21 protein-coding genes are annotated in these 26,389 nt (G+C 37.6%); 11 read left to right on the top strand and 10 right to left on the bottom strand.

The features are described 5' to 3' along the window. Positions 1–4 precede the first annotated feature (4 nt). From clpP to P2W72_RS13480, 4 genes are all read left to right on the top strand, one after another. On the top strand, positions 5–703 hold the full coding sequence (gene clpP / locus P2W72_RS13495; RefSeq protein ID WP_276363490.1) for an ATP-dependent Clp endopeptidase proteolytic subunit ClpP: 699 nt from the start codon (positions 5–7) through the stop codon (positions 701–703). Beyond that, on the top strand, positions 703–1,941 hold the full coding sequence (gene clpX, locus P2W72_RS13490; RefSeq protein ID WP_276363488.1) for an ATP-dependent Clp protease ATP-binding subunit ClpX: 1,239 nt from the start codon (positions 703–705) through the stop codon (positions 1,939–1,941). The genes clpP and clpX overlap by 1 nt, the downstream gene beginning before the upstream one ends. 48 nt (positions 1,942–1,989) lie before the next feature. Beyond that, complete coding sequence (locus P2W72_RS13485) at positions 1,990–2,847, top strand: AMP nucleosidase (protein ID WP_276363485.1); 858 nt, start codon at positions 1,990–1,992, stop codon at positions 2,845–2,847. Positions 2,848–3,056: 209 nt separating this feature from the next. Beyond that, positions 3,057–4,418, top strand: coding sequence for a pyridoxal-phosphate dependent enzyme (locus tag P2W72_RS13480; protein ID WP_276363482.1), 1,362 nt, complete (start codon positions 3,057–3,059; stop codon positions 4,416–4,418). Positions 4,419–4,420: 2 nt separating this feature from the next. On the opposite strand, the gene P2W72_RS13475 is transcribed toward P2W72_RS13480, so the two are convergent. From P2W72_RS13475 to P2W72_RS13440, 8 genes are all read right to left on the bottom strand, one after another. Then, complete coding sequence (locus P2W72_RS13475; protein WP_276363480.1) at positions 4,421–5,869, bottom strand: glycosyltransferase; 1,449 nt, start codon at positions 5,867–5,869, stop codon at positions 4,421–4,423. A 15-nt stretch (positions 5,870–5,884) separates the two neighbouring features. Further along, on the bottom strand, positions 5,885–6,589 hold the full coding sequence (locus tag P2W72_RS13470) for a glycosyltransferase family 2 protein (RefSeq protein ID WP_276363478.1): 705 nt from the start codon (positions 6,587–6,589) through the stop codon (positions 5,885–5,887). Beyond that, on the bottom strand, positions 6,586–7,908 hold the full coding sequence (locus P2W72_RS13465; RefSeq protein ID WP_276363476.1) for a 4Fe-4S dicluster domain-containing protein: 1,323 nt from the start codon (positions 7,906–7,908) through the stop codon (positions 6,586–6,588). Before P2W72_RS13465 ends, P2W72_RS13470 begins: the two co-directional genes overlap by 4 nt. A 9-nt stretch (positions 7,909–7,917) precedes the next feature. After that, positions 7,918–9,219, bottom strand: coding sequence for an FAD-dependent oxidoreductase (locus P2W72_RS13460; RefSeq protein WP_276363474.1), 1,302 nt, complete (start codon positions 9,217–9,219; stop codon positions 7,918–7,920). Positions 9,220–9,394: 175 nt separating this feature from the next. Beyond that, positions 9,395–10,720 (bottom strand): UDP-N-acetylglucosamine 1-carboxyvinyltransferase, encoded by a 1,326-nt coding sequence (gene murA / locus P2W72_RS13455; protein WP_276363471.1) that lies wholly within the window; start codon positions 10,718–10,720, stop codon positions 9,395–9,397. Between the two features lie 177 nt (positions 10,721–10,897). Continuing rightward, positions 10,898–11,575 carry a DUF4290 domain-containing protein gene (locus P2W72_RS13450; protein WP_276363469.1) on the bottom strand — a complete coding sequence of 226 codons (678 nt, stop codon included), beginning with the start codon at positions 11,573–11,575 and terminating at the stop codon, positions 10,898–10,900. A 64-nt stretch (positions 11,576–11,639) separates the two neighbouring features. Further along, positions 11,640–13,907, bottom strand: coding sequence for a UvrD-helicase domain-containing protein (locus P2W72_RS13445; protein WP_276363467.1), 2,268 nt, complete (start codon positions 13,905–13,907; stop codon positions 11,640–11,642). Between the two features lie 130 nt (positions 13,908–14,037). Beyond that, entirely contained in the window at positions 14,038–15,501 is a 1,464-nt protein-coding gene (locus P2W72_RS13440) for a tetratricopeptide repeat protein (protein WP_276363464.1), read from the bottom strand. A gap of 161 nt (positions 15,502–15,662) precedes the next feature. Here P2W72_RS13440 and P2W72_RS13435 point away from each other — a divergent pair, with 161 nt between their 5' ends. The 3 genes from P2W72_RS13435 (at position 15,663) to P2W72_RS13425 (ending at position 17,606) form a co-directional block, all read left to right on the top strand. Beyond that, the gene (locus tag P2W72_RS13435) at positions 15,663–15,920 is read left to right on the top strand and encodes a hypothetical protein (RefSeq protein ID WP_276363461.1); all 258 of its coding nucleotides are present in this window, start codon (positions 15,663–15,665) and stop codon (positions 15,918–15,920) included. Between the two features lie 70 nt (positions 15,921–15,990). Beyond that, positions 15,991–16,167, top strand: coding sequence for a hypothetical protein (locus P2W72_RS13430; RefSeq protein WP_276363458.1), 177 nt, complete (start codon positions 15,991–15,993; stop codon positions 16,165–16,167). A gap of 68 nt (positions 16,168–16,235) precedes the next feature. Further along, complete coding sequence (locus tag P2W72_RS13425; RefSeq protein WP_276363455.1) at positions 16,236–17,606, top strand: dipeptidase; 1,371 nt, start codon at positions 16,236–16,238, stop codon at positions 17,604–17,606. A 44-nt stretch (positions 17,607–17,650) separates the two neighbouring features. On the opposite strand, the gene P2W72_RS13420 is transcribed toward P2W72_RS13425, so the two are convergent. Continuing rightward, positions 17,651–18,748 carry a dipeptide epimerase gene (locus P2W72_RS13420; protein WP_276363452.1) on the bottom strand — a complete coding sequence of 366 codons (1,098 nt, stop codon included), beginning with the start codon at positions 18,746–18,748 and terminating at the stop codon, positions 17,651–17,653. A 128-nt stretch (positions 18,749–18,876) separates the two neighbouring features. Here P2W72_RS13420 and P2W72_RS13415 point away from each other — a divergent pair, with 128 nt between their 5' ends. The 4 genes from P2W72_RS13415 (at position 18,877) to P2W72_RS13400 (ending at position 24,606) form a co-directional block, all read left to right on the top strand. Then, positions 18,877–20,910 (top strand): thioredoxin domain-containing protein, encoded by a 2,034-nt coding sequence (locus P2W72_RS13415; RefSeq protein WP_276363449.1) that lies wholly within the window; start codon positions 18,877–18,879, stop codon positions 20,908–20,910. A gap of 36 nt (positions 20,911–20,946) precedes the next feature. Further along, positions 20,947–21,444, top strand: a complete 498-nt coding sequence (locus P2W72_RS13410; protein ID WP_276363446.1) for a peptidylprolyl isomerase — start codon at positions 20,947–20,949, stop codon at positions 21,442–21,444. Between the two features lie 188 nt (positions 21,445–21,632). Then, the gene (locus P2W72_RS13405) at positions 21,633–22,553 is read left to right on the top strand and encodes a PepSY-like domain-containing protein (RefSeq protein ID WP_276363444.1); all 921 of its coding nucleotides are present in this window, start codon (positions 21,633–21,635) and stop codon (positions 22,551–22,553) included. Positions 22,554–22,692: 139 nt separating this feature from the next. After that, positions 22,693–24,606, top strand: coding sequence for a family 20 glycosylhydrolase (locus tag P2W72_RS13400; protein WP_276363443.1), 1,914 nt, complete (start codon positions 22,693–22,695; stop codon positions 24,604–24,606). 76 nt (positions 24,607–24,682) lie between these two features. Here the strand turns inward: P2W72_RS13400 and P2W72_RS13395 are convergent, their stop codons facing one another. Continuing rightward, positions 24,683–26,311, bottom strand: a complete 1,629-nt coding sequence (locus tag P2W72_RS13395) for an ATP-binding cassette domain-containing protein (protein WP_276363441.1) — start codon at positions 26,309–26,311, stop codon at positions 24,683–24,685. Positions 26,312–26,389: the final 78 nt, after the last annotated feature.

Here is a 26,389-nt window from a genome sequence, read left to right as displayed (position 1 = left end):
AAAAATGAACATTGATAAAAACGAATTCAGAAAATACGCTGTAAAGCATCATCGAATTGGAAGTCAGCATGTTGACAGCTTCATAGGAAGAGTTCAAAATACGTTCCCTACTGCGATGACCCCATATATTATCGAAGAGCGTCAGTTGAACGTTGCACAGATGGATGTATTCTCCCGTTTAATGATGGATAGGATTATCTTCCTTGGAGATGCGGTGCATGAGGGAATTGCAAATATTATTCAGGCTCAGCTTTTATTCCTTCAGTCAACTGACAATAAGCGGGATATTCAGATTTATATCAATTCTCCGGGGGGCTCAGTATATGCGGGTTTAGGTATTTATGATACTATGCAGTACATCTCTCCTGATGTGGCTACGATCTGTACGGGTATGGCTGCATCAATGGCTGCGGTATTACTTTGTGCAGGTACCAAAGGTAAAAGAGCTGCACTTCCGCATTCAAGAGTGATGATCCATCAGCCTTCAGGAGGTGCACAAGGTGTGGCTTCAGATATGGAGATTAATCTTCGTGAGATGCTGAAACTGAAGAAAGAACTGTATGATATTATTGCCAAGCATTCAGGACAAAGTTACGAATGGGTTGAAAAAGCATCAGACCGTGATTACTGGATGATTGCTAATGAAGCCAAAGAATTTGGAATGATTGATGAGGTTTTAACAGGAACCGGAGATAAAAAATAATGAGTAAGGGAAATAAAGATATTAAATGTTCATTCTGCGGCTCAGGTAAGCAGGATACTCTGATGCTTATTGCCGGACTGGATGCACACATTTGTGATAAGTGCGTTACTCAGGCAAATCAGATTCTGGCAGAAGAACTTAATGTCCGTAAAGCTAAATCTACTCAGACTTTTGAAACGCTTTTAAAACCTGCGGAGATTAAAACTCATCTTGATCAGTACGTTATTGGTCAGGATCAGGCAAAAAAAATACTTTCTGTTGCTGTATACAATCATTACAAACGTCTTAATCAGAAGATTGGGAAGGATGAAGTAGAGATTGAGAAGTCGAATATCATTATGGTTGGCGAGACCGGTACAGGAAAAACTCTGCTGGCTAAAACAATAGCTAAAGTATTGAATGTCCCTTTCTGTATCTGTGATGCTACTGTTTTGACTGAGGCTGGATATGTGGGGGAAGATGTTGAAAGTATCTTAACCCGTTTACTTCAGGCTGCTGATTATGATGTGGCTGCTGCTGAACGTGGTATTGTATATATTGATGAGGTAGATAAGATTGCCAGGAAAAGTGATAATCCTTCAATTACCCGCGATGTATCTGGTGAAGGTGTGCAACAGGCTTTACTAAAGATCCTTGAAGGTACCATTGTAAATGTGCCTCCCCAGGGTGGAAGAAAACATCCCGATCAGAAAATGATCCCGGTGAATACCAATAATATCCTGTTTATATGCGGTGGTGCATTTGATGGTATTGAAAAAAAGATCGCAAACAGACTTCGTACACAAACTGTAGGATATAAGGTTGATAAGGAAGAGTTAAACATTGACCTGAAGAATCTTTATAAATACATTACTCCTCAGGATCTGAAGTCATTCGGACTTATTCCTGAGTTGATAGGAAGGTTGCCTGTTATAACCCATCTGAATCCTTTAGACAGAGAAACTTTGTTGAATATCTTAACAGAGCCAAAGAACTCATTGATTAAACAGTATAAAAAGCTGTTTGAATATGAGAATGTTAAACTCGAATTCGATAAAGAGGTTATGGGATTTATTGTGGATAAAGCGATGGAATTTAATCTGGGAGCAAGAGGACTCAGGTCGATTTGTGAAGCAATTATGATTGATGCGATGTATGATACTCCATCAGGTAATTCAGGTAAGGAGTTGATAATCACATTGGATTATGCCAGAGAAAAATTTGAAAAATCTGATCTTAAAAAATTGAAAGTAGCATAAAATTGGCCCCGATAAATTCGGGGTTTTTTGTATCATTAATTTTCAGTTATGAATACGAAACAAAGCATAAAGAAAGAGGCTCAGGTAACTGTTCAACAAGTAAATGATATCGAGACACCCCTGAAATCGGGTCTTAAAAACAAAGCAGATATTGTTAACAACTGGTTGCCGAGATATACAGGCAGGCCTCTGAATGAGTTTGGAAAGTTTATTTTGCTCACAAATTTTTCTAATTATCTAAATCTTTTTTCTTCATGGCACAATAATGCTCCGATTATAGGACTTGATAAACCCATGCAGAGTGTATCTGCAGACGGTATTACATTGATTAATTTCGGAATGGGAAGTCCGATGGCAGCTACCATGATGGATCTCCTGACAGCGATTCAGCCTAAAGCCGTTTTGTTTTTGGGTAAATGCGGCGGACTCAAGAAGAAAAATATGATTGGCGATCTGATATTGCCGATTGCTGCAATCAGAGGTGAAGGTACATCAAATGACTATTTTCCACCAGAGGTTCCTGCATTGCCTTCATTTGCTCTTCAGAAAGCAACCTCAACCACAATTCGTGATCATTCACGTGATTACTGGACCGGTACTGTGTATACAACCAACCGCAGGGTATGGGAGCATGATAAAAATTTTAAAAAATACCTGAAAAGTATCAGAGTTATGGCTGTTGATATGGAGACTGCTACAATATTTACAACCGGTTTTGCCAATAAGATACCAACCGGTGCTTTATTGCTGGTTTCAGATCAGCCAATGGTTCCGGAAGGAGTAAAAACTGCTGAAAGTGATTCTAATGTGACCGAACAGTACGTAGAAACTCATCTTCGGGTTGGAATTGATTCCCTTAAGCAGCTAATCAACAATGGACTGACCGTAAAGCATTTGAAGTTTTAATATTTCTTATTGCAATAAGAATATTATTCTGTTCGTTTTTTTTGTACGGTATGATCTAATTCTCCGAATCTCCATTGGATAAGACTATTTATTTTGTAGACTATTGATATATTATTCCGTGTAAAATTTCAATTCGGTATAATATATTGAATTTTAATGCATATGGCATTAAATATCTTGTTTAGGGGATAAATGTTTAATTTTGCATCATGTGGTACAATAATATTCTTGAAACTATTGGAAATACTCCTTTAGTAAGATTAAACGCGATAACTAAAGATGTTAAAGCTACTGTTCTTGCAAAAATTGAAACAAGCAATCCCGGAAATTCAATAAAAGACAGAATGGCTGTCAAAATGATTGAGGATGCTGAACGTGAGGGGAAGTTGAAACCAGGAGGAACAATTATTGAAGGTACATCCGGAAATACAGGTATGGGCCTGGCAATGGCCGCAATTGTTAAAGGATATAAATGTATTTTCACCACTACAGATAAACAATCTAAGGAGAAGGTAGATGCTTTACGTGCTTTTGGCGCAGAAGTGATTGTTTGTCCTACCAATGTGGATCCTGAAGATCCCCGTTCATATTATTCTGTCTCATCCCGTTTAGAGCTTGAGGTGCCTAATTCATGGAAACCTAATCAATACGATAATTTGTCTAACTCACAGGCTCATTATGAGCAAACCGGTCCGGAGATTTGGGAACAAACTGAAGGTAAAATCACTCACCTTGTTGTAGGAGTAGGAACAGGAGGTACAATTTCAGGTACGGGCAGGTATTTAAAGGAAAAGAATCCTGATATTAAAATATGGGGTATTGACACTTATGGTTCAGTATTTAAAAAGTATAAGGAGACCGGTATTTTCGATAAGAACGAGATTTATCCTTACATCACTGAGGGAATAGGAGAGGATTTCTTACCTAAAAATGTAGATTTCGATATCATAGATCATTTTGAGAAGGTTACCGATAAGGATGCGGCCTTAATGACCCGTGAGATTGCCAGAAGGGAGGGGATTTTCGTTGGCAATTCAGCCGGTTCTGCATTGGCAGGCTTGCTTCAATTAAAAGATGGCTTGAAGAAAGATGATGTAGTAGTTATAATATTTCATGATCACGGATCACGTTATATGGGTAAGATGTATAACGAAGACTGGCTGAGAGAACGTGGATTTTTAGCTGATGAGAAACTTAACGCCAGATCAATTCTTTCCAAGAGAGGAAGACAGGAGATGATTTCAATTGATTGTGAGCAAACGGTACTTCAGGCAATTAATACAATAAAATCATTAAACATTTCTCAGATTCCAGTTACTCAGAAAGGGATGATTGTTGGTAAATTGACAGAGAGCGACATCTTGAATTCGGTGCTTGAAAATCCTGCACTTCGTTCAGGTTTAGTGAAGGATATCATGACAGCTTCATTTCCATTCGTTGATTTGAATACCTCGATTGATAAAATCACTTCAATTATTAACAAGGAAAATATGGCAGTGCTGGTTGAGGATGAAAATGGGAATATTGAGATTATTACTCAATATGATATCATTAATGCTATTTCTGCCTGATTTTAATACTTTTCCTGGTAAGTTTTAACAAGAATAAATCCAAATCCTGAAAGTATCAGGATGTGGTAACTCAGAAATCCGGGATCATTGAGGTAAATTCCGGTGATTACTGCGCAAAGAAAGTAGAGGAACAGGAATACTTCGGAAATTTGAAGCCTTCCAGGATTGTTTTCTCTGATATATTCATTTTCTCCTGAGTTGGTATTCAATTTTGGTGTCCTTATAAATTCAGATTTTCTTCCAATAAGTCCGCTAATTATTGCTTTGGAATTATGATAACTCATGCCCAGGGAGACAATCATTGCAATCGGGAATTTTTTAGAGATTTCGAGTAATGAATGAATGATTGACTTATTGTTTTTCCTGATGGCAGTAAAGCAGTAAATAAAATTGATCAGAAAGATCAGTATCAGTACCATGTTCCATTTGAAAAATGTCCCGAATTCAGGATACAGATTTTTGATGAGCATGACGGGGACACTTAAGACCGCAGTCATAAGTATGAAGATGTATATATAATTATTAAGTAAATGAAGGCTGCCGAATAGTTTTATGGGTAAAGAAAGATTACAAGTCCAGAGTTTACCCATTAACTTTTTCGACGTTTCAACTCCACCTTTTACCCAGCGATATTGTTGCGACCGAACGGCACTCAGATTATTCGGAAGTTCAGAAGGGGTAATAATTTCAGGGCAGTAAATGAATTTCCAGCCTTTCATTTGTGCTCTGTAACTGAGGTCCAGATCTTCTGTAAGAGTATCAGCTTCCCATCCTCCGGCATCATGAATGCAGCTTTTTCTCCAGATTCCTGCAGTTCCGTTGAAGTTCATAAAATATCCGCTTTTGTTCCGGCCTTCCTGTTCTATAATGAAATGTCCATTCAGGCCTATCTCCTGTGCCATGGTAAGCCATGAATCTTTTGAATTGAGAAAGCCCCACCTGGTTTGGACCATTCCAATATTTGCGGCCTTGAAATGAGCTAATACTTTAATAAGAAAATCTTGTTCAGGAATGAAATCAGCATCAAAAATGACGATAAACTCACCTGAAGCAGTGGCTAATCCATTTTGCAGTGCCCCTGCCTTAAATCCCTGCCTCTCAGTTCTTCGAATATGTTTTATATTAAATCCGTTTGTATTCAGTTCAATGATTTTCTTTTTAGCGATTGAAACAGTATCATCAGTTGAATCATCCAGTACCTGGATCTCCATCAGGTCTTTCGGGTAATTTAATTTTGAGATTGAATCCAGAAGCCTTTCGATTACATACCGTTCATTATAGACAGGTAGCTGGATTGTAAGTTGGGGAAATTGATCTGGAATAATATTTTGCCCTGTAGTATTTTGTTTGTTGATCAGATAGGATATAAGTAGAGCGAGCTGCCCGATACTGAACAGAATCACAAAAGAGAAAAGGAAACAGTACAGAATAATAATACCGGTTGCTATCATTTATCGATCTGATAATTAGATATACTTGAAGATGGTAAACAAAATTTTATATCCCGCCATAAATGTGCCCCTGATTGTTCCGGATACCTTACTGACACCAATGCGCTTGCGATAGCTGACAGGCATTTCAGTGAATTGCAATTTGCTTTTTGCAGCTTTTATCTGCATCTCTACAGTCCATCCAAAAGTTTTATCCTGCATGTTTAATCTTTGAAGGGCATCCCAGCGTATGGCACGGAATGGCCCAAGGTCTGTAAATTTTGCTCCAAAGAATAGTTTGATCAATGTAGTAGCCAACCAGTTCCCTGCAATTTGCTGAAAGAGGAGTGAGCCGGCTTGCCGTTTGCCCAGCACTCTTGACCCAATTACCATGTCAAATCCGGAATACAGAACAGGTTTGATAAGCTGTGATATTTCTTCAGGGAAATCGGAATAATCGCCATCAAGAAATACGACAATATCATCCGGCTTAGCTTTTGAGTTAAGGTATTCCATTCCCATCAAGCAGCTGTAGCCGTAGCCCTTACGATTCTCTATTAATACGGTTGCACCATTATTTTTAGCTATATCTCCTGTGCCGTCAGTTGATCCATTGTCTACAACAATTGTTTCGGTAACAAGATCTTTGGGAATATCATGAATAACTTTACCGATAGATAAACTTTCGTTAAATGCGGGTATGATTACAAAAACCGACTCAATTTCCTTATCTGGGATCATATTTTATCTTCATAGCGTGTATAAGGAATAAAGCGATCTTCTTCCCGGATGTTTTCGAGTCTTAATACACCTCTTGGACAAACAGATGAGCAAACCCCGCAGCCAACGCAGGATGATCTGATAATATTTTCACCTTTTTGTGCATAGGCTCTTACATCTATCCCCATCTCACAATAAGTAGAACAATTGCCGCAGGAAATACATTGCCCACCATTGGTAGTAATTCTAAACCTCGACTTGAAGCGTTGAAGAAGGCCAAGAATTGCAGCCATCGGACAACCAAACCTGCACCAGACTCTTGAACCCATAATTGGGTAAAAACCGGTACCTATAACTCCTGAGAAAGCTGAGCCAATCAAAAAACCATACCATTGCGAGAACAGACCTGAAAATGTTCCCAGTATAGTGCCGCTTTTCCATGAATTCAGCCACAACAGAATTGTGGTAAGGGTAATAAAAGCAAGAATGGGATAGATCATCCATCTTTCAATTTTCCAGGCCTTCAATGTTTTATCTGAATTCTGTCTGTAAGGATCTCCAAGTGTTTCGGCCAGTGCCCCGCAACCGCAAACCCATGAACAATACCAGCGTTTCCCATAGTTGTAGGTTAATATAGGGGTGGCAATGAAAGTCATCATTAAGCCCCAGAAAATCATAAATATGCCGATATTTCCCGAGCTGATAAGGTAATTGATATCGTCAGGGAATAAGTAGGAGTATTTTAAAGGCCAGAAGTAAGAAAAATAAAATTCCGGCTGATTTAATTTTTGCAAAAATGCCGGAATAAGAAATGCAAAACCCAGTTGAAAGAACATTACCGAGATAGTTCTGAAAATCTGATATCTGCTGTGTTTGTACTTACCAATAAATCTAAGTCCCATAATTAATACAGCGAGTGTATAAAATGTGCCATACAGGAACCATTGATCTGAGATTTTACCTCTAAGGATAAGGCTTAGCGGATCCATTGTTCTGATCAGGCCTTCAAGGTAATAGGGATACCAGTAAAGAATGATATAAAACCCTGTCATAAGTACCCCAATCCCCCATGCGATTGCTCCTCTGCTGGTTGCAGGATTTTGCATAATTCCATTGTTTTTTATGCCGGGGATCGCTTTATAATAAGGAATTGAATAAGTAATGCCACCGGCAGCAATCAATCCGGTAATCAAGAAAAAAAATAGCAATGGGTGTGCTTTCCCGGGGCCAAATGCTGCAATAAATGCACACAGAATAGCGGCAGCAGCTAAAGTAGCACCTACCTTTTGTATAAAGTGGCTTTCTGAAGGTTTGGCTATTGATAAAGATTGATCCGGCATGTTTTCCAATTAATCTGTGCAAAAGGTATTATTGTTTTCTGATATAGAGAACATATGTTTTATGTCATTGTAATATGGAATCGAAAATTCAGGATCGAACCAGCCTTGATTTAGATTTTCAATCACATATTCAATGGTTTTATGATTTCTTATCCAGTCTTCAGCGATGACCTGTCTGAATCTGATCCCAAGAAAGTTAAACCCTTTAATACATTTGCTGACTTTACTAAAATTTGCTCTGAATGCAAGGTTTCCATTCGGGTGTTCCCAATAGAAGCTTTGGGTATGATCATTTAACTCAGGGTTTACTTCACCATAGGTCTGATATTCAATGTTAAAAAATTTAGCTGAATTAAACCATATGCCTCTGTTATATACCTTTTTGTTTCCGTAAATAATTTCTGCAAGTGCCTCAGCCTGCATTTTGCCGGTATACCATAACTGTTCAATTGCCGGGTGTCCGGCTTTTGGATTCCTGAACTGTGCACAGTCGCCTGCAGCATAAACGTCCGGAATATTTGTTTCAAGATATTCATTAACCAAAATTCCACGATCTGTTTCCAACGGACTTTCTTTAAGAAAATCAATATTCGGACTTACTCCGATGGTAACGCCGGCAAACTGACATGGAATAATTTTATCCGAATCAGTTTGTACTGCTTTAACTCTTCCATTTTCATCCGGAATAAATTCTTTAAGTTCCGTTTCCAATAGTACGTTGATGCCATGTGCAGAGATGTGCCTGCTGATCAATTTTGCTTCTTCCAGAGGTAAAACATTATTCCAATATGCTTTTTCCCGAACGATCATGGTGACATCAATATTTCGGCTATGAAGCATTTCGGCCATCTCAATTCCGATTAATCCCCCTCCGACCACTACAGCAGAATTAATTTCTGAAGTGTTAAGGGTCATTTCTTTGAGATCCTGCAGATTGTATAAGCCCTGCACTCCTTTTAGATTTTCTCCTCTCAGGCCAGATTTATTAGGTTTTGAACCTGATGCAATTATAAGCTTATCATAGGATATAGTCCTGTTTGTGTCAAGTTCAATGCTTTTGGAATCGGTATTTAAGCAGGTTACATGGGATTTGACAAGATCAATCCTGTTTTTTTGCCAAAACCAGTCTTCATATGGTTTGGTGTTTTCGAATTTCATATGCCCCATATAGATATACATTAATGCAGTACGGGAATAGAAATAGTCACTTTCTCCTGAAATTACAGTTATCCGCACATCAGAAAGCTGTTTTCTTATATTTCTTGCACAGGTAATTCCTGTAATTCCGTTTCCGATTATAACGATATTCATTGTATGCCTGTGATTGGTTATGTTTCTTTTTCTAAATTAATAGTATGCGCTCAAAAAGTAAACAGATATATAAATGTAGAAGTTCTGAATTGAACAGAGGCCAGGCCTTTATTAAATAAAAAACCGGGCTGATTTAGTAGTCCGGTTTTTGAGATTTTTTTATTTGGATTCAGGATTAATGAGGTTTGGTGGTGGCAACAATACGTTTAATGTCTGCTCCGAGGGCCCTTAACCTGACATCTATATCCTGATAGCCTCGTTCAATTTGTTCAATATTATGGATAACTGATTTTCCTTGTGCTGAAAGTGCAGCAATTAGTAAAGAAACTCCCGCTCTGATATCAGGAGATGTCATTTCGATGCCACGCAGTTTTACCTTTTTGTCGAGCCCGATAACTGTTGCACGGTGCGGGTCGCAAAGGATGATTTGGGCACCCATATCAATCAGTTTATCTACGAAGAACAATCTGCTTTCGAACATCTTCTGATGTATCAGGACATTTCCTTTAGATTGAGTGGCAACAACGAGCATAATGCTTAAGAGATCCGGTGTAAAACCAGGCCATGGCGCATCGGCAATGGTCATGATTGATCCATCAATAAAAGTTTCAATTTCGTAATGTTTTTGAGCAGGAATATAGATATCATCTCCTCTAAGTTCAAATTGTATACCTAGTCTTTTGAAAACTGCGGGAATCATCCCCAATTCTTCATAATGGACATTTTTAATGGTGATCTCTGACTCGGTCATGGCAGCAAGTCCAATAAAAGAACCAATTTCAATCATGTCAGGCAATAATCTGTGTTCAGTACCGCCTAATTTCTTAACTCCTTCAATTTTTAAGAGGTTTGATCCAATACCCGAGATCTTTGCACCCATACGGTTCAGCATTTTACATAATTGCTGAAGGTATGGCTCGCAAGCTGCGTTATAAATAGTTGTTATTCCTTTTGCAAGGACTGCTGCCATTACCACATTAGCCGTACCGGTTACTGAAGCTTCATCGAGGAGAATATAAGCGCCTTGTAAATTACTGGCATCTACGTTGAAAAAATTCGTTTTCTTATCGAATACAAATTTCGCCCCCAATTTTTCAAAACCTAAAAAGTGAGTATCTAACCTTCGTCGGCCAATTTTATCTCCGCCTGGCTTTGGGATGGCAGCTTTACCAAAACGTGCAAGCAGGGGACCTACAATCATAATTGATCCTCTTAAGCTTCCGCCTTTGGATTTAAATGCGGCAGATTGAAAAAAATCAAGGTTAATGTTCTTTGCTTCAAAAGTGTAGGTGTCCTTATTGATTCGTTCTGTCTTTACACCCAAATCCCCAATTAATTCTATGAGTTTATTGACATCCTGGATGTCGGGAATATTGCTGATCGTAATTTTCTCTTCAGTGAGCAATACTGCTGAAATAATTTGTAATGCTTCGTTTTTCGCTCCCTGAGGAATAATTTCTCCCTTAAGAGGTTTGCCACCAACAATTTCAAATGCGTTCATTTGTATAATAAAAAATTAATAAAATGGTTTCGGTTAGAATGAATTTAATTCTGAAAATTAATTTTCAATCAATAAATATAATGAGAATTTGTGTTCTATGAATCATGAAAAGATTCGAACAACAACTCCATGCAAGAAGTTCAAAAGTGCTAATCTGTAAAGTTTAATTGAGGTTTATCAGTATCTCTTGCCTCCCGGGTTATTACCTCTCTGACGATTAGATCCTGAATTATTCCTGTTGCTGCTGTTTTGACGTCCTTTGTTTTGACTGCTGTTTCTTTGACGTCCGGAATTTGAAGCTTGTCTTACCTCCACACGTTGAAGGTTTACATTTTCCTCCAAATGCAGAGCACCGTTAGACATCTCTCTGAGGTCTTTGATAATAGTTTCATCAGCTACACTATCTTTATTCCATGTAACATATGCCATTTTCATGAAATTTGCGATGGATTGTACCATAGCTTGTTTACGGGCAGGATCTTCAATCGCTTTAGCACGGGTAATCATTAGTTCTACTGTTTTACCATAATGTTTGTACTTTATCCTTTGTTGAGGGTACGAAAGAGGTGCTGGTTTAAAGCGAATTGCATCTTCAGATGGTTTTGGATAGGGCGAATCCACATCTATTTTGAAGTCAGAAATAATATGTAAATGATCCCATAATTTATGCTTGAAATCAGCGACATCACGAAGATGAGGGTTTAAGAACCCCATCAGATCAATAACTACCTGAGCATATCGGTTGCGCTCTTCTTTAGTGGGAAGATCAACAATATATTTGACCATATTTTGAACATTACGTCCATATTCGGCAAGGATTAACTTTTTCCTGGTGGTATTATAATCGAATGTCATTGTATTTTTAAATTATCGCCAGCTTAAATATGCGGTTTAAAAGCTTAAATCAGCGATTTTGATTTTATTTTATAATTTTCAATTTAGCAAATTTTAGCAATAATTGCTTCTGTCCTAATTCTTTAAAGAAAATTGTTGCTTTTATGTCGGGTTTACTGCCTTCCAGATTCAAAACTTTACCAAATCCAAAACGTTCATGCTCAACTTCCATACCTACCTGCAGACCCGAAGTGTCGGATGGTGCGAAGCCTTCGCTGGGCACGTGGGCTTTCGGTAATATGGAGGCGGTACGTGGAGTTATAGCTGGCTTAGGCTTACTGAACATCTCTTTTTGCTGCCAGGGCGACCGTTCTTCACCAGAAAAAGGATTTCCCTGTTTTGTTGCTTGTCTAAAGTCCAGTTCGAGATATTGGGCATCTATTTCTTCGATAAAACGGCTAGGTTCACAACTGGTTAATGTTCCCCAGCGATATCTTGAAGTTGCATAAGACAGAGTTAGTTTTTTACCAGCCCGGGTAACTGCCACATAAAATAATCTGCGTTCTTCCTCCAGGTCAGTCCTTGAACTTAATGACATTTGAGATGGGAATAGATTCTCTTCAAGGCCTACTACAAATACATTATCAAATTCAAGACCTTTTGATGAATGAATGGTCATTAAGGATACAGTATCGGCATCCGGGTTCTTGTCATTATCATCATTGGTAAGGAGAGCTATATCCTGCATGAAAATATCAAGGCCCCGATCTTCAATATCTTCCCTTTCACTGAATTCCTTTATACCATTGAGTAATTCCTGGATATTTTCATATCTGGCCAGACCTTCCACTGACTTATCAGAATAAAGTTCTTTCAATAATGTTGAATGCTGAGCAATATGCAGAGCTGTATCATAGGCTGAATGAGTTTTGGTCATAACCTGAAAACTCTGTATAAGCGATGCAAATCCTGCAACAGCGCCTGAACTTCTGGAGTCAAGATATTTTTGTGCATCACAAATAACCTCCCAAAGAGTTAAGTTATTCTGGTCTGCAGCAATCATTATCCTTTCAATTGTCGTATCGCCGATTCCTCTGCGAGGATAGTTTATGATACGTTTTATAGCTTCTTCGTCATTAGGATTGAATGTAAGTCTGAAATAAGCAATGAGGTCTTTAATCTCTTTCCTTTGATAGAATGAAAGCCCACCATAAATTTTGTAAGGAACATTAAGTTTTCGGAGGGCCTCTTCCATAGCTCTTGATTGAGCATTGGTTCTGTACAGGATCGCAAAATCATGATATTTAGCACCCGTCAATGCTTGTTCATTCACAATAGCTTCAGCTACGGTCTTTCCCTCTTCATTATCGCTGAAAGCTCTGCATACTTTTATTTTATCTCCGGTTTCATTCGCGGAAAATACAGATTTCTTCAGCTGATTTTTATTGTTGGCAATAATACTATTAGCAACATTAACTATGTTTTGCGTAGAACGATAATTTTGTTCAAGCTTAAATACTTTGAGATCGGGATAGTCTTTTTCAAAGTTGAGAATATTCTGAATATTGGCTCCTCTAAATGCATAAATACTTTGCGCATCATCGCCTACAACGCAGAGATTTTCATTGTTTGCAGCAAGTTTTTTTACAATCAGATACTGAGAATAGTTAGTATCCTGATACTCATCAACCATCAAATATTTGAACTTATTCTGGTACTTGTAAAGTACTTCTGGATGTTCGCGCAGCAGTACATTGGTTTTAAAAAGCAAATCATCAAAATCCATCGCCCCGGCTTTATAGCATCTTTGAGCGTATGTTTGATAAATTTCACCCATCATACCTCTGCCTGAAGAAAAATCTTCGGCTTTAATATGTTCATTTTTGGAATATTCGGAGGGTGATATCAGATTGTTTTTTGAAGATGAGATTCTGTTGTAAACATAATTGGCATTATACAGTTTGTCATCTAATTGCATCTCTTTCAGGATTGTTCTAATCAGACTCTTACTGTCATCGGTATCATAGATTGTGAAATTTTTAGGATACCCAATTTTTTCAGCTTCAACTCTGAGTATTTTGGCAAATACTGAGTGAAATGTACCCATCCAAATATTCTTTGCTTCGGCTCCAACAACCTTCATGATTCTTTCCCGCATTTCTTTAGCCGCCTTGTTTGTGAAAGTAAGAACCAAAATGTTGAAAGGATCAATACCTTTTCTAATCAGATGGGCAACCCTGTAGGTTATTACTCTTGTTTTCCCTGAACCGGCACCTGCAACAATCATTACCGGCCCCTCTGTTTGTTCGACTGCTGCTCTTTGTGAAGGATTTAATCCGTCTAAATAATCCAAAATCTGCTCCTGTTTTAACGCGCTAAATTAAGAAAGAGATTTGAGATTAAGGATCAGGGAACCGAATACTCAGGATATTTATCTTGAAGGGGAGAATATAGAGATGATTAAATCAAGGCAAAAAATAATTTTAATCTTCATTTATTAAACTTGGTTTTGAAGGATTATTCAAATTTTCGTTAATGTTGATTATTTTGTCATCAAGGTCATGTATACATATAGACATTTGTTCAATGAACTCTTCTTTATCAATCAGATCATCCTTTTCCAAAAGCATTAATCCCTTTAAGCTGGCTACCGGACTTCTCACCTGATGTGACAAGTGGGAGGAGTATTCGGAAAGCTTTTTGTTTTTTACTTTTAGATCTTTTGTCCTTTCGCTGATTATTTCTTCCAAGTTCTGGTTGATTTTATCTAAATCATCCTTTTGTTTTGATATTTCGAGGTTGAGGCGTGTTAGTTCCTTATTTGTATTCGTAGATTTTTTCACATTCCTAACTAATAGAAATATAACAAAAAATGCTAACAACGCCACTAAGCTACTTGCCCAAAATAAGATTTGTGCATATTTTTGTTTGGCAATAGTAAGTTCATTTTCTTTTTGTTTTTCCAGTTGTCTGTGTTGGGCTTCTAATAGACTAATTTTATCCGAGACATTGCTCTTATAAGTAACACTATCTTGCTGATATACTTTTTTAAGATAATGAAGTGCAAGTTGATAGTTTTTTCGGGTGTTTTCTAGCTTATAAGAAGTTAATGTTAGGTTATAAACTAATTTGGGATCTTTAACCTTTTGGGCATAAATCATGCCTTCATTGATAGCAACTTCTGCGTTGTGAAAACTTTTTTTTGCTATATAAACTGAACTAAGAGTCAAGTTTATACTTGCAATGGAGTTATAGAGTTTGAATTCATAGGCTTGTTTTTTTGCTTTAATTAGATATTGTTCGGCAGTATCAAATTGCTGAATATTTAGATAAATTAATCCAAGATTTTGTTGACTTTGAACAATTCCAACAATATTCCCTAAAATGGTGAATAAATGCAAACTATGTTTGTAGAATAATAATGCTCTACTGTAATTTTGCATTCGTTGATTTACTGTACCTATATTAAGGTATAGGCCTGCTATAAGTTCCTTTATCTGAAGTTTTTTGGCTATATTAAGTGATTTGTTGAAATAATATAGTGATTTTTTATTGTCTAAATCACGATATAAATTTCCTATATTATTGTAAACTTTTGCTTGTCCTACAAGGTCGTTTTCTTCTTTAAAGAAGGCTAATGCTGTCAAATAGCTTTCTATTGAGGAGTCTATTTGATTTAAATAATATTTCCCGATTCCTAATACCCTGTGGGCTTCTGCAATACCAGTCTTGTATTTTAATTTTTCAGCTATTAATAGAGCTTTTTCCCCTTGAATAATAGTTAAATCTGGATTAGTTAATCTGTTGTTATAGGCATCTTGATTTAATTTAATAACCAAAGATGTGTCAATTTGCCCTGTTGAATTATTGGATTTTTTTGCTTCTTTTGGAGTATTATTATCTAGAAGGACTAAAAATACCGAAATGAAAATGTAAATTAATTTCATTGTAAATTTCGATTGCAAGTTTAAAACAAGTTATTATGCCCTTTTTTATATCTTTAAACAAAATTAAGAAACAAAAATTTTAAACGATCGGCTAACTAATGTGCATGCAATATAGATATAATATAAAATAATAAACAATAGTATAATTAACCCCAAAAATCATGAGAAAGATATTATTTGCCTTATTTGTTATTGGAGCAGTGGTGTTCAGTTCCTGTGAAAAGGATCAATCATTGAAGCCAGAAGTTGAAGAAAAAATAAATGGAGTGGAATCGAAAATTTTGTGTACAGGATGTGGGGCAGGTTGGGACCTAAATGGAGTTGATAATGTTGTGGGAACGGAAGCTGATCAAATAACTAAATTAGATTCAATTTTAAATTCGAAAATGCCGATAAGACCAATGACGAGAAATAATTAATAGTTTTTGATTTCTGTTTAGACTTCTAAAGTATTAGTTAATAAAATAAATTGGCTCAAAAAAATGGATCATGAAGAAAATAATAATTGCAATAGTAATAACTGGATTTGTCTCATTAGGTATTTCAGTGTTTCAAAATAGTAATATTTCTTTAGCTGAAAGTACAAAGTTGTTGATGAAAAATAGTCTCTCCAATTCAAATTTTTTAGATAAGACTGCTGATAAAAGATTGGCAAGTTGGGATTAACTAGCTTGACGGATTTTTGAGGATGGGTACTGTTTGTATATTCCTATCTTTGCACAAAACCAATTAATATGCACGTAATCAGACAGTATGTAAATGATAATAGACAACGATTTTTAGAGGAACTATTTGAACTTCTTCGCTTTCAGTCAATTAGCGCAGATCCTAAGTATAAAGAAGATATGCTTAAGACAGCTGGTTATGTCGCTGAAAAGTTGAAGTCTGCAGGTGCTGAAAAAGTTGAAATCTGTCCAACCGAGGGCTATCCAATTGTTTATGGAGAAAAGATTATTAGTAATTCTCTGCCAACAGTTTTAGTTTATGGTCATTACGATGTTCAGCCTCCGGATCCTTTGGGACTTTGGCACACGCCTCCGTTCGAACCAACTGTTCGTGATGAAAAGATTTATGCACGTGGTGCCTGTGATGATAAAGGGCAATTTTATATGCATGTCAAGGCTTTCGAACTGATGATGAGGACGAATACTTTGCCATGTAATATCAAATTTATGATTGAGGGAGAAGAGGAGGTGGGGTCCGGTAATCTTGGAATATTCGTATCAGAGAATAAGGAAAAACTCAAGGCTGATGTCGTATTGATATCTGATACTTCGATGATTAGTATGGATCATCCTTCATTAGAGACTGGTTTGCGTGGACTATCATACGTTGAAGTTGAGGTGACTGGTCCTGATCGTGATTTACATTCAGGGGTTTATGGCGGTGCAGTAGCAAATCCAGCTACTGTTCTTTCAAAGCTAATCGCCTCCCTCCATGACGAGAATAATCATATTACTATCCCAGGCTTTTATGATGAGGTGATAGACTTGAGTGCTCAGGAACGTGAAATGTTGAATAAAGCTCCATTTGATGAGGAAGAATATAAAAAAGATCTCAAAGTAGAAGAGTTATGGGGGGAAAAGGGGTATTCAACTTTGGAGCGGACCGGTACTCGCCCCACACTGGAGGTGAATGGAATCTGGGGTGGTTATACCGGAGAAGGAGCGAAAACTGTACTTCCTTCCAAAGCATTTGCGAAGATATCAATGCGTCTTGTCCCTAATCAGAGTTCAGAGAAGATTACGAAACTTTTTAAAGATCACTTTGAAAGTATTGCCCCTAATAGTGTTAAAGTAAAGGTTAATCCGCATCATGGCGGAGAGCCGGTTGTAACACCAACCGACAGTATTGCCTATAAAGCTGCTCAAAAAGCGATTTTTGAGTCATTCGGAAAAGATCCAATTCCTACAAGAGGTGGGGGAAGTATTCCAATTGTAGCATTGTTTGAGAGAGAACTTGGGGTTAAAACTGTTTTAATGGGCTTTGGACTTGATAGTGATAATTTGCATTCTCCAAACGAGAAGTTTGACATAGCCAATTTTTACAAGGGAATTGAAACTATTCCTCTTTTTCACAAGTATTTTGCAGAATTGAGCAAATAAAAAACTAATTACAGTTCATGTGATTACTTACATGAACTGTAATTTTATATCCTCCATTTCTCGCAAGTTTTGAGAAAATCATCGTCTGCATCAGCGCCAATTCCCGGAGTGTCCGGAATATCCAGAAAAAATCCCTCATAAGTTACTCCGCCTTTTACAGGATCAATTAAATGCCCAAGCAGGCAGGTATCCAGGTCAAAATATTTTATTCCCTGGCAGGCGTAAGCAAAGTGGAGATTGGCACTTAAGGCAATCCGGCTTTCAAGCATGCTGCCGATCATACAGGACATTCCTGCTTTTGAAGCAATGTCATGAACTTTAAGGCCCTCATTAATGCCACCTGATTTTGCAAATTTTATATTAATATAATCACAGGCTTGGGAATTGATCAATTTTCTTGCATCATGATGATTATAACAGCTTTCATCAGCCATAATCTTTATTGAGGTTTTTTTGTTTAAATCGGGCAACTGATCGTCGTACCAGGTACGCATAGGTTGTTCACAAAACTCAATATCAAGGTCATTCATGCCATTTAAACAATGCAATGCTTCTTCGAAATTCCATCCCTGGTTAGCATCAATTCTAAGAACCATGCCCTTGCCTACACCTTCTCTGATTTTGCGGATACGCAGTAAATCTACTTCTGGCTTTTTGCCCAATTTGATTTTTAAAATTTTGGCTCCCTGGCTTTGGTATTTCAGTGCAGTTTCGACCATTTCATCCGGACTACCGATGCCAATAGTCATATCTGTTTCTATACTGCGTTTTTTGCCACCTAAATATTTATACAATGGCTGGCCTGCGTTCTTAGCTGCAAGGTCATAAAGAGCCATGTCAAATGCACTTTTTATTGTTGAATTATGTGCAGTGAAATTATTGAGCTCCAGGATACGGCCTTCAATATCCAAAGGGTCTTTTCCTTTCCATAGCCTGGCGAAGTCTTTTGCCATTGCCAAACATGTTTCCTGAGTTTCACCAACAATCATTGGAAACGCTGAACATTCTCCAACCCCATAAAAGTCGGTGTCGGTATGGATTCTAATAAATACATTTTGGGCATAATCCATAGTCCCTGTGGCAATAACAAAAGGTTCCATTGGGATACTAAATCTGTAAATATCAGTGTGTGTAATTTTCATCATGAAATTTAATGCTTTATTCTGAAATATACCTGAATATCCTCTGTGTTCAATAATTCATTGGTCATTTTTTGTTTACTGCCTCAATTGATAACACCTTTCGTATTTTTGTTTACTAATTTGATAATATGCCGAACAGATTAATCAATCAATCATCTCCTTATTTATTGCAACATGCAAATAACCCTGTAGACTGGTTTCCATGGGGCGAAGAGGCTTTGTCAAAAGCAATGACTGAGAATAAACTGATTCTGGTGAGTATAGGATATTCTGCCTGCCATTGGTGTCATGTAATGGAGCATGAGAGTTTTGAAGATGAGGAGGTGGCTGAAATAATGAATAAGTATTTTGTTTGTATAAAGATCGATCGTGAAGTTCGTTCTGATATTGATCAGATATATATGAATGCTGTGCAGTTAATGACCGGAGCAGGAGGCTGGCCATTGAATTGCTTTTGTCTGCCTGATCAGCGTCCTATTTATGGAGGTACTTATTTCAGGAAGAATGATTGGAAAAATCTTTTGAAAAATCTTGCCGAATTCTGGAAGAAAAAGCCGGATGAGGCAATAGAATATGCGGTTAGACTTACTGATGGAATTCAACAAAGTGAAAATGTAATTAAGAAAGTTGGCTCCGTTGAATACACTATTCAGGATCTGTTATCAATTTTTGAACCCTGGAAACGATCATTTGATCTTGTGGATGGGGGCTTTAACAGGGCTCCCAAATTTCCAATGCCAAACAACTGGCAGTTTATGCTTCGTTATGCTCATTTGATGAAAGATGATGCAGCGCATACTGCGGTCAGAGTAACCTTGCAAAAAATGGCATTTGGTGGAATTTATGATCAGATTGGCGGTGGCTTTGCCCGATATTCAGTTGATGGGAAATGGCATGTGCCTCATTTTGAGAAAATGTTGTATGATAATGCTCAGCTTGTTTCGCTCTATTCAGAGGCTTATCAATATACACCAGATAGTTTATATAAGGACGTAGTTTATGAGTCTCTTGCATTTATAGAAAGAGAATTGACATCTCCGGAAGGGGGTTATTATTCTGCATTGGATGCAGATAGTGAAGGCGTAGAAGGTAAATTTTACACTTTTACAAAATCGGAGCTGATTGAAATACTGGGGGATGATGCAGATTGGTTTTGCAATTATTATCAGGTTACTGAAGCAGGGAACTGGGAGGAAGAGCACACTAATATTCTGATGCGGGAATTTGACGATACAGAGTTTGCTTCTGAATTAGGCATTGATACATCTGAATTGAAAACTAAAATTGATGTGCTGAAGTCAAAAGTATTACTTGCCCGTTCTTCTCGGGTTCGACCCGGATTGGATGATAAGATTCTTGCTGCCTGGAATGGGATGATGCTAAAAGCTTATACCGACGCTTACCGTGTTTTTGGAGAAGAGAAATTTATCGAAAAGGCATTGAAAAATGCAGACTTTATTTTTCAAAAGCTATTCATAAACAATAGACTTCAACGAGTTTATCCCTTTGATAATGATGATTGGAAGGGAGCTTTTCTGGATGATTATGCATTTATTATTGAGGCATTGATCGGGCTGTATGAGGTTACTTTTGAAGAGGTATATCTTAAAAAGGCCAAAGATTTAACAGATATAAGCATCATAGAGTTTTATGATCAGGAATCAGGAATGTTTTATTATACATCCGCAAGCGGTGAACAACTGATAGCCAGAAAATTGGAATTGATGGACAATGTTATTCCTGCATCTAATTCGGTTATGGCTAATAATCTGTTTAAGTTAGGCCATTTCTTTGATGATCAGACCTATTTGGATATGTCAGATCAGATGTTGCGAAATATTCATCCTAATATTAAAACCTATGCATCAGCTTATTCTAACTGGGCATCATTACTGATGTATAAGATTTTTGGGTTATATGAAATCGCGATTACTGGCTCTGCAAGTGATGGGAAGAGAAAAGAAATCGAAAAATATTATATTCCTAACAAAATACTTTTGGGGGGAACGACAGGAACATTACCTTTGTTAAATGATAAATGGCATGCAGAAACTAAAGTCTATGTATGTCGAAACAAAACTTGTTTATTGCCTGTAAAAGAGGTGATTGACGCAATTAAACAAATCGATAACCCAAGTACAACGCCGGGAGTTCAGGATTAAAAGTCCAGTCCTGTCCTTTACTTAATTTTAATTAAAATGACAATTCAATTAAACAGCGTTGTAGCGCTAACTTATGATCTTTACACCAATGAAAATGGACAGGAAGTGTTCGTTGAAAGAGCTGATGAACAAAACCCATTAGTATTCTTATATGGTGTAGGCATGATGCTTCCTAAATTCGAAGAAAATCTTTCAGGTTTGCTGGCAGGTGATGCATATGATTTTCAGCTTGTTGCAGAAGATGCATATGGTTTGAAAGATGAAAATGCGATAACAGAACTTCCTTTGGATATGTTCGGAAATATGGAAATGCCGGAAATTGGTTCGATTTTACCTTTGCAGGATAATGAAGGTAACCAATTCAGGGCCAGAGTTCATGAAATTTCTGATTCAGCAGTGACTGTTGATTTAAATCATCCAATGGCAGGTCAGGATCTTCGTTTTATCGGAAAAATTATTTCAGTTCGTCCTGCTACGAGTGAAGAACTGGCTCATGGACATGCTCATGGTGCTGATGGTCATCAGGGACACTAATCTAACTTGATTTTTAACATCGGGGCCTTACCATTGGTAGGGCCCTTTTTTGTGCTGTTTAGGATAATTCGCATTTAGTTTTTTGACTGATCGCTCTCAAAAAAAAAAATTAAATGATTGCAAAAAAATAAATAAAAATCATCTTCTCTTCATTTTGCCAAAATAGTTTTACAGTAAAAACAAACAATATGAAGACAAACACACACATTAAGAGTGCCCTGCTTGGATTAAGTATTGCACTATTGAGTCTGGGCTCTTGCCAGAAAGATAAGCTTACATTAGATAATGAATTGGAGTTTGCAAAACTTGAGGCTATTACAATTAGTAGTACCTCTGCAATTGCAGGCTCAGGCAGTTCATCTGATACTCTTTATGCAATGGGGGCATGTAAAAAAGGAAATAAAAAAAATTCCATGGAATTTACTGCTCTTCCGGCTTCAATTGCAACCTATCTGAATGCTAATTATTCTGGTTATACTTTCCAAAAGGCATTTCAAATTGCTATTGAATCCAGTTCTGCAATTGACAGTTATGCTGTAATTATTCAATTTAACAATAAACCTGTTGCTTTGAAATTTGATGCCACTGGTGCATTCTTGAAAGTTTTTGAGATTAGGGAAGGCAAAAATATGAAAGGCAGGGGTGGCTGGCATCTGGGTGGATGCTTTGAACACAGAGATGGAAAACAGCGTGATACTATTGCTGTTAGTTTACTTCCGGTGGCAATAAAAGCATATCTGTCAACTGCATATTCATCTGATACTCTGTTGCATGCATTTGTTAACAAAGATCAGAGTATAATAGTTATTTCAAAGAATGTGAATTATTTTGCAACGGCATTCTCAGCTACTGGTGCATTTATGAAGCGTATTCAGCTTCCTGCTTTCCAACATGCAAAGGGAAAGTCAATTGAAGTATCAGCACTTCCAGCTGCATCCCTAACTTATTTAAGCAATACCTATCCAAATTATGTGTTTAAGAAATCATTTGAAATTAAAGCAAATGATACATTGAAGGGCTATCTTGTATTGATTGATGCAAATCTTACAAAATATGCTGTTAGTTTTGATGCCAGCGGACAATTTGCTTCCGTCGTAACCATTAGATAAATTGCAGGACAGTATTTTCAGAAAGCAGTCTCTTATTTGGGAGACTGTTTTCTGTTTTATAGGGTGCTGCTAACAGTTTGGCATCAGTTGGTGCGATTTGGGTTTATTCATATATTGCGGAAATATATTTTACGTATTCATGAAGCAAATAAGTCTGTTTTTAACACTGCTCCTTTTATCATCTACACTGTTTAGTCAAACTCAACCTGCTGATATTTTCATAATTCCTCAACCTGTTTTGTTGAAAAAAAATCAGGGCTATTATTCTTTGCCCCGGAATGTTGTTATTCAAGCGCCTGATATTCCTGGTATCGCCCATACAATTTCTGTTTTGCGTGATAAATTAAGTGGAGCAGCAGGTTTTCATGTGGTCAAAACAAGCCATTCAACTTCTTCAACAATTAAGCTGTATCTGAATGAAAGCTTTAATGAGAAGCTGGGAAATGAGGGGTATGAACTTTCAGTAAGTCATGCCGGAGTATTATTGAAAGCGAATAAACCTGCAGGCTTATTCTATGGGGTTCAATCTTTGATTCAGCTTTTTCCTCCTGAAATTGAAAGCAAAGAGCACGTAAGTACCGTTAAATGGGTTCTTCCATTTGTTGAGATAACGGATTTTCCAAAGCTTGGCTGGAGAGGTTTGATGTTTGATGTTGCCCGGCATTTCTTTACGAAGGATGAAGTTAAGCAATACATTGATGCTATGGTTCGCTATAAATACAATGTTTTGCATTTACACTTAACTGATGATGAAGGCTGGAGAATAGAAATAAAGGGTTTCCCTAAATTAACCGAAGTAGGTGCCTGGAATGTAAAGAGAGTAGGGGAGTTTGGAGATTTTATTCCGCCAGGTGCTGATGAACCACGTAATTACGGAGGCTTTTATACTCAGGAGGATATTAAAGAATTAGTTCAGTATGCGAAAGAGCGTTTTGTAAATATTCTTCCTGAAATTGATGTCCCGGGTCATAGCCTGGCAGCTATTGCATCCTATCCTGAGCTCTCATGTACGCCCGAGGCAGTTAATTATAAGGTCAGATCCGGAGAAAAGATAATGGATTGGTCGGGTGGCGCCCCGCCAAAAGCATTACTCGATAATACACTTTGCCCAGCAAATGAGAAGGTTTATTCATTTATGGATTCAGTAATTACCCAACTTGCTGAACTTTTTCCGTTTGACTATATTCATTTGGGTGGTGATGAGGCCCCAATAAATTACTGGCAGAATAATAGTCAGATTAAGGCATTGATGGCGCGCGAGGGAATAAAAAAGATAACCGAGGTTCAGGGATATTTTACCCGGAGGGTTGAGAAAATCGTAGAATCGAAAGGTAAAAAAATGATGGCCTGGGATGAGGTTTTAGAAGGAGGGGTGAGCCCTACTACAGCTGTAATGAGCTGGCGTGGAATGAAATACGGAATTGAAGCTGCAAATGATGGTCATGAGGTTGTTATGAGCCCTACTACTTATGCTTATTTAGATTATATGCAGTCTGATCAGATTTCCGAGCCAAGGGTTTATGCATCTCTGAGATTAAGTAAATCTTATGAATTTGAGCCTGTTCCTGCAGATGTAGATCCTAAGTATATTAAGGGAGGACAGGCTAATTTATGGACTGAGCAAGTCTATAATATCCGTCAGGCAGAATATATGACATGGCCAAGAGGATTGGCTATTGCTGAGTCGGTTTGGTCCCCTTCAGGTAATAAAAACTGGCCTGAATTCTTTTCACGGGTTGAACAGCACTTTAAGCGGTTTGATTTCTCAGAAACTAAATACGCTCCGGCTGTGTATGATCCAATCTTTAAAGCGGGTAAAACGACAGATAATAAATTAACAGTTGATCTTAACACCGAAATCGATGGATTGGATATTTATTACAGCTTTGATAATTCTTTTCCCGACAGATTCTATCCCAAATACATGACAACGTTAATCGTTCCAATTGATGCAAAACAATTGAAAGTGATTACTTATAAAGATAAAGTACCTGTTGGGAGAATGATTACCATGCCCATAGCTGAACTGAAAAAGCGGGCAAAGTTACAGTGAGAAATGTTGAGATAAAATGAATTGTCCCCAAAAGTATCTACTTATTGGGGACAATTCATTTTATCTGATACTCTTATTAAACTGCAGCGTAGAATTCTTCACGCTGTTGTTTTACTATATCGCTGTTGATGTATTCATCGTAGGTCATCAACTTGTCAATTACTCCACCGGGTGTAAGTTCAATGATGCGGTTAGCCACAGTCTCTGTAAGTTCGTGGTCACGTGAAGTGAACAAGATCACCCCTTTGAAATCTTTCATTCCATTATTGAGTGCTGTGATTGATTCCAGATCGAGGTGATTGGTAGGTTCATCAAACATTAATAAATTGGCTTGCTGAAGCATCATTCTGGAGAACATGCAACGCATTTTCTCACCTCCTGATAGTACAGATGCCTTTTTAAGGACCTCTTCTCCTGAAAACAACATTCTTCCCAGGAAGCCACGTATAAATTGTTCGTCTTTTTCACCTTCCGAATATTCTCTCAGCCAGTCTATCAGATTAACATCTTTATCCTGAAAATATGCCGAGTTATCATTTGGAATATCAGCTGTGTTTATAGTAACGCCCCATTTGAATGTACCTTTATAATCCTTATCCCTGCCGGTTAAAATATCATAAAATGCAGTAGTTGCAAGGCTGTTTTCTGAAAGTATGGCAATTTTATCGCCTTTATTCACCATGAAGTTGATGCCAGAAAACAAAACCTCCCCATTCAATTCCTTTTTCAGATTTTCAATCTGCAGAATCTGGTCTCCGGCTTCACGTCCCTGATGGTTGAACAAAATTGCCGGATATTTACGGTTAGATGGCTTGATCTCATCAATATTGATCTTGTCCAAAGCTTTCTTACGACTGGTTGCCTGCTTGGATTTAGATGCATTTGCACTGAACCTGCGAATGAAATCCTGAAGCTCTTTTACTCTTTCTTCATTCTTTTTATTCTGATCAGCCCGCTGCTTAAGTGCCAGTTGACTGGATTCATACCAGAATGAATAGTTACCGGTATAAATATTCATCTTGCTGAAGTCTATGTCAACAACATGGGTACATACAGTATCCAGAAAGTGTCTGTCGTGAGATACCACTAAAATAATTCCTTCATAAGATGCGAGGAAGTCTTCGAGCCATGCTATAGTCTGAATGTCAAGGTCGTTGGTAGGTTCATCCAACAGGAGAATATCAGGTTTCCCAAATAAGGCCTGAGCAAGAAGGACTCTCACTTTCTGATTACCATCCAGATCTTTCAATAAATTGTAATGAAATTCTTCTTTGATACCCAGGTTACTCAACATGGTAGCAGCATTATTTTCTGCATTCCATCCATCCATCTCTGCAAATATATTTTCAAGCTCTCCGGCACGTTCGCCATCAGCTTCTGTAAAATCTTCTTTTGCATAAAGAGCATCCTTTTCCTTCATCACATTATAGAGCTCTTTATGTCCCATCATTACAGTTTCAATGACAGGAAACTCATCGAATGCATAGTGGTTCTGAGTCAGAACGGCCATTCTTTCACCCGGAGTGAATGATACTGAACCGCTTGAAGGGTCTATCTCTTTAGAAAGTATTTTCAGGAAGGTGGATTTCCCCGCACCGTTTGCGCCAATAATGCCATAACAGTTTCCGGGAGTAAATTTTAAATTTACTTCTTCAAAAAGTGTACGCTTTCCGTAACGTAAAGAGAGATTTGATACTGTAATCATGAATTTAAATAAAGCGCAAAGGTACGGGTTTTCAACGGGATATGAAAGGAATCCCGGCTTATTTGTGGCTATTGATTG

The sequence above is a fragment of the Daejeonella sp. H1SJ63 genome, from assembly GCF_029360775.1.
Classification (GTDB): domain Bacteria; phylum Bacteroidota; class Bacteroidia; order Sphingobacteriales; family Sphingobacteriaceae; genus Daejeonella.
The sequence above is the reverse complement of the archived record's forward strand: the minus strand, read 5'-3'. Positions and strand labels throughout refer to the sequence as shown.

Excerpts from the sequence above, each read along its gene's own strand:
- P2W72_RS13480 (WP_276363482.1), top strand. The coding sequence starts at position 3,057 with ATGTGGTACAATAATATTCTTGAAACTATTGGAAATACTCCTTTAGTA.
- clpX (WP_276363488.1), top strand. The coding sequence starts at position 703 with ATGAGTAAGGGAAATAAAGATATTAAATGTTCATTCTGCGGCTCAGGT.
- P2W72_RS13465 (WP_276363476.1), bottom strand. The coding sequence starts at position 7,908 with ATGCCGGATCAATCTTTATCAATAGCCAAACCTTCAGAAAGCCACTTT.
- murA (WP_276363471.1), bottom strand. The coding sequence starts at position 10,720 with ATGAACGCATTTGAAATTGTTGGTGGCAAACCTCTTAAGGGAGAAATT.
- P2W72_RS13395 (WP_276363441.1), bottom strand. The coding sequence starts at position 26,311 with ATGATTACAGTATCAAATCTCTCTTTACGTTACGGAAAGCGTACACTT.
- clpP (WP_276363490.1), top strand. The coding sequence starts at position 5 with ATGAACATTGATAAAAACGAATTCAGAAAATACGCTGTAAAGCATCAT.
- P2W72_RS13450 (WP_276363469.1), bottom strand. The coding sequence starts at position 11,575 with ATGACATTCGATTATAATACCACCAGGAAAAAGTTAATCCTTGCCGAA.
- P2W72_RS13405 (WP_276363444.1), top strand. The coding sequence starts at position 21,633 with ATGAAGACAAACACACACATTAAGAGTGCCCTGCTTGGATTAAGTATT.
- P2W72_RS13470 (WP_276363478.1), bottom strand. The coding sequence starts at position 6,589 with ATGATCCCAGATAAGGAAATTGAGTCGGTTTTTGTAATCATACCCGCA.
- P2W72_RS13475 (WP_276363480.1), bottom strand. The coding sequence starts at position 5,869 with ATGATAGCAACCGGTATTATTATTCTGTACTGTTTCCTTTTCTCTTTT.
- P2W72_RS13485 (WP_276363485.1), top strand. The coding sequence starts at position 1,990 with ATGAATACGAAACAAAGCATAAAGAAAGAGGCTCAGGTAACTGTTCAA.
- P2W72_RS13415 (WP_276363449.1), top strand. The coding sequence starts at position 18,877 with ATGCCGAACAGATTAATCAATCAATCATCTCCTTATTTATTGCAACAT.
- P2W72_RS13400 (WP_276363443.1), top strand. The coding sequence starts at position 22,693 with ATGAAGCAAATAAGTCTGTTTTTAACACTGCTCCTTTTATCATCTACA.
- P2W72_RS13440 (WP_276363464.1), bottom strand. The coding sequence starts at position 15,501 with ATGAAATTAATTTACATTTTCATTTCGGTATTTTTAGTCCTTCTAGAT.
- P2W72_RS13420 (WP_276363452.1), bottom strand. The coding sequence starts at position 18,748 with ATGAAAATTACACACACTGATATTTACAGATTTAGTATCCCAATGGAA.
- P2W72_RS13410 (WP_276363446.1), top strand. The coding sequence starts at position 20,947 with ATGACAATTCAATTAAACAGCGTTGTAGCGCTAACTTATGATCTTTAC.
- P2W72_RS13425 (WP_276363455.1), top strand. The coding sequence starts at position 16,236 with ATGCACGTAATCAGACAGTATGTAAATGATAATAGACAACGATTTTTA.
- P2W72_RS13435 (WP_276363461.1), top strand. The coding sequence starts at position 15,663 with ATGAGAAAGATATTATTTGCCTTATTTGTTATTGGAGCAGTGGTGTTC.
- P2W72_RS13460 (WP_276363474.1), bottom strand. The coding sequence starts at position 9,219 with ATGAATATCGTTATAATCGGAAACGGAATTACAGGAATTACCTGTGCA.
- P2W72_RS13430 (WP_276363458.1), top strand. The coding sequence starts at position 15,991 with ATGAAGAAAATAATAATTGCAATAGTAATAACTGGATTTGTCTCATTA.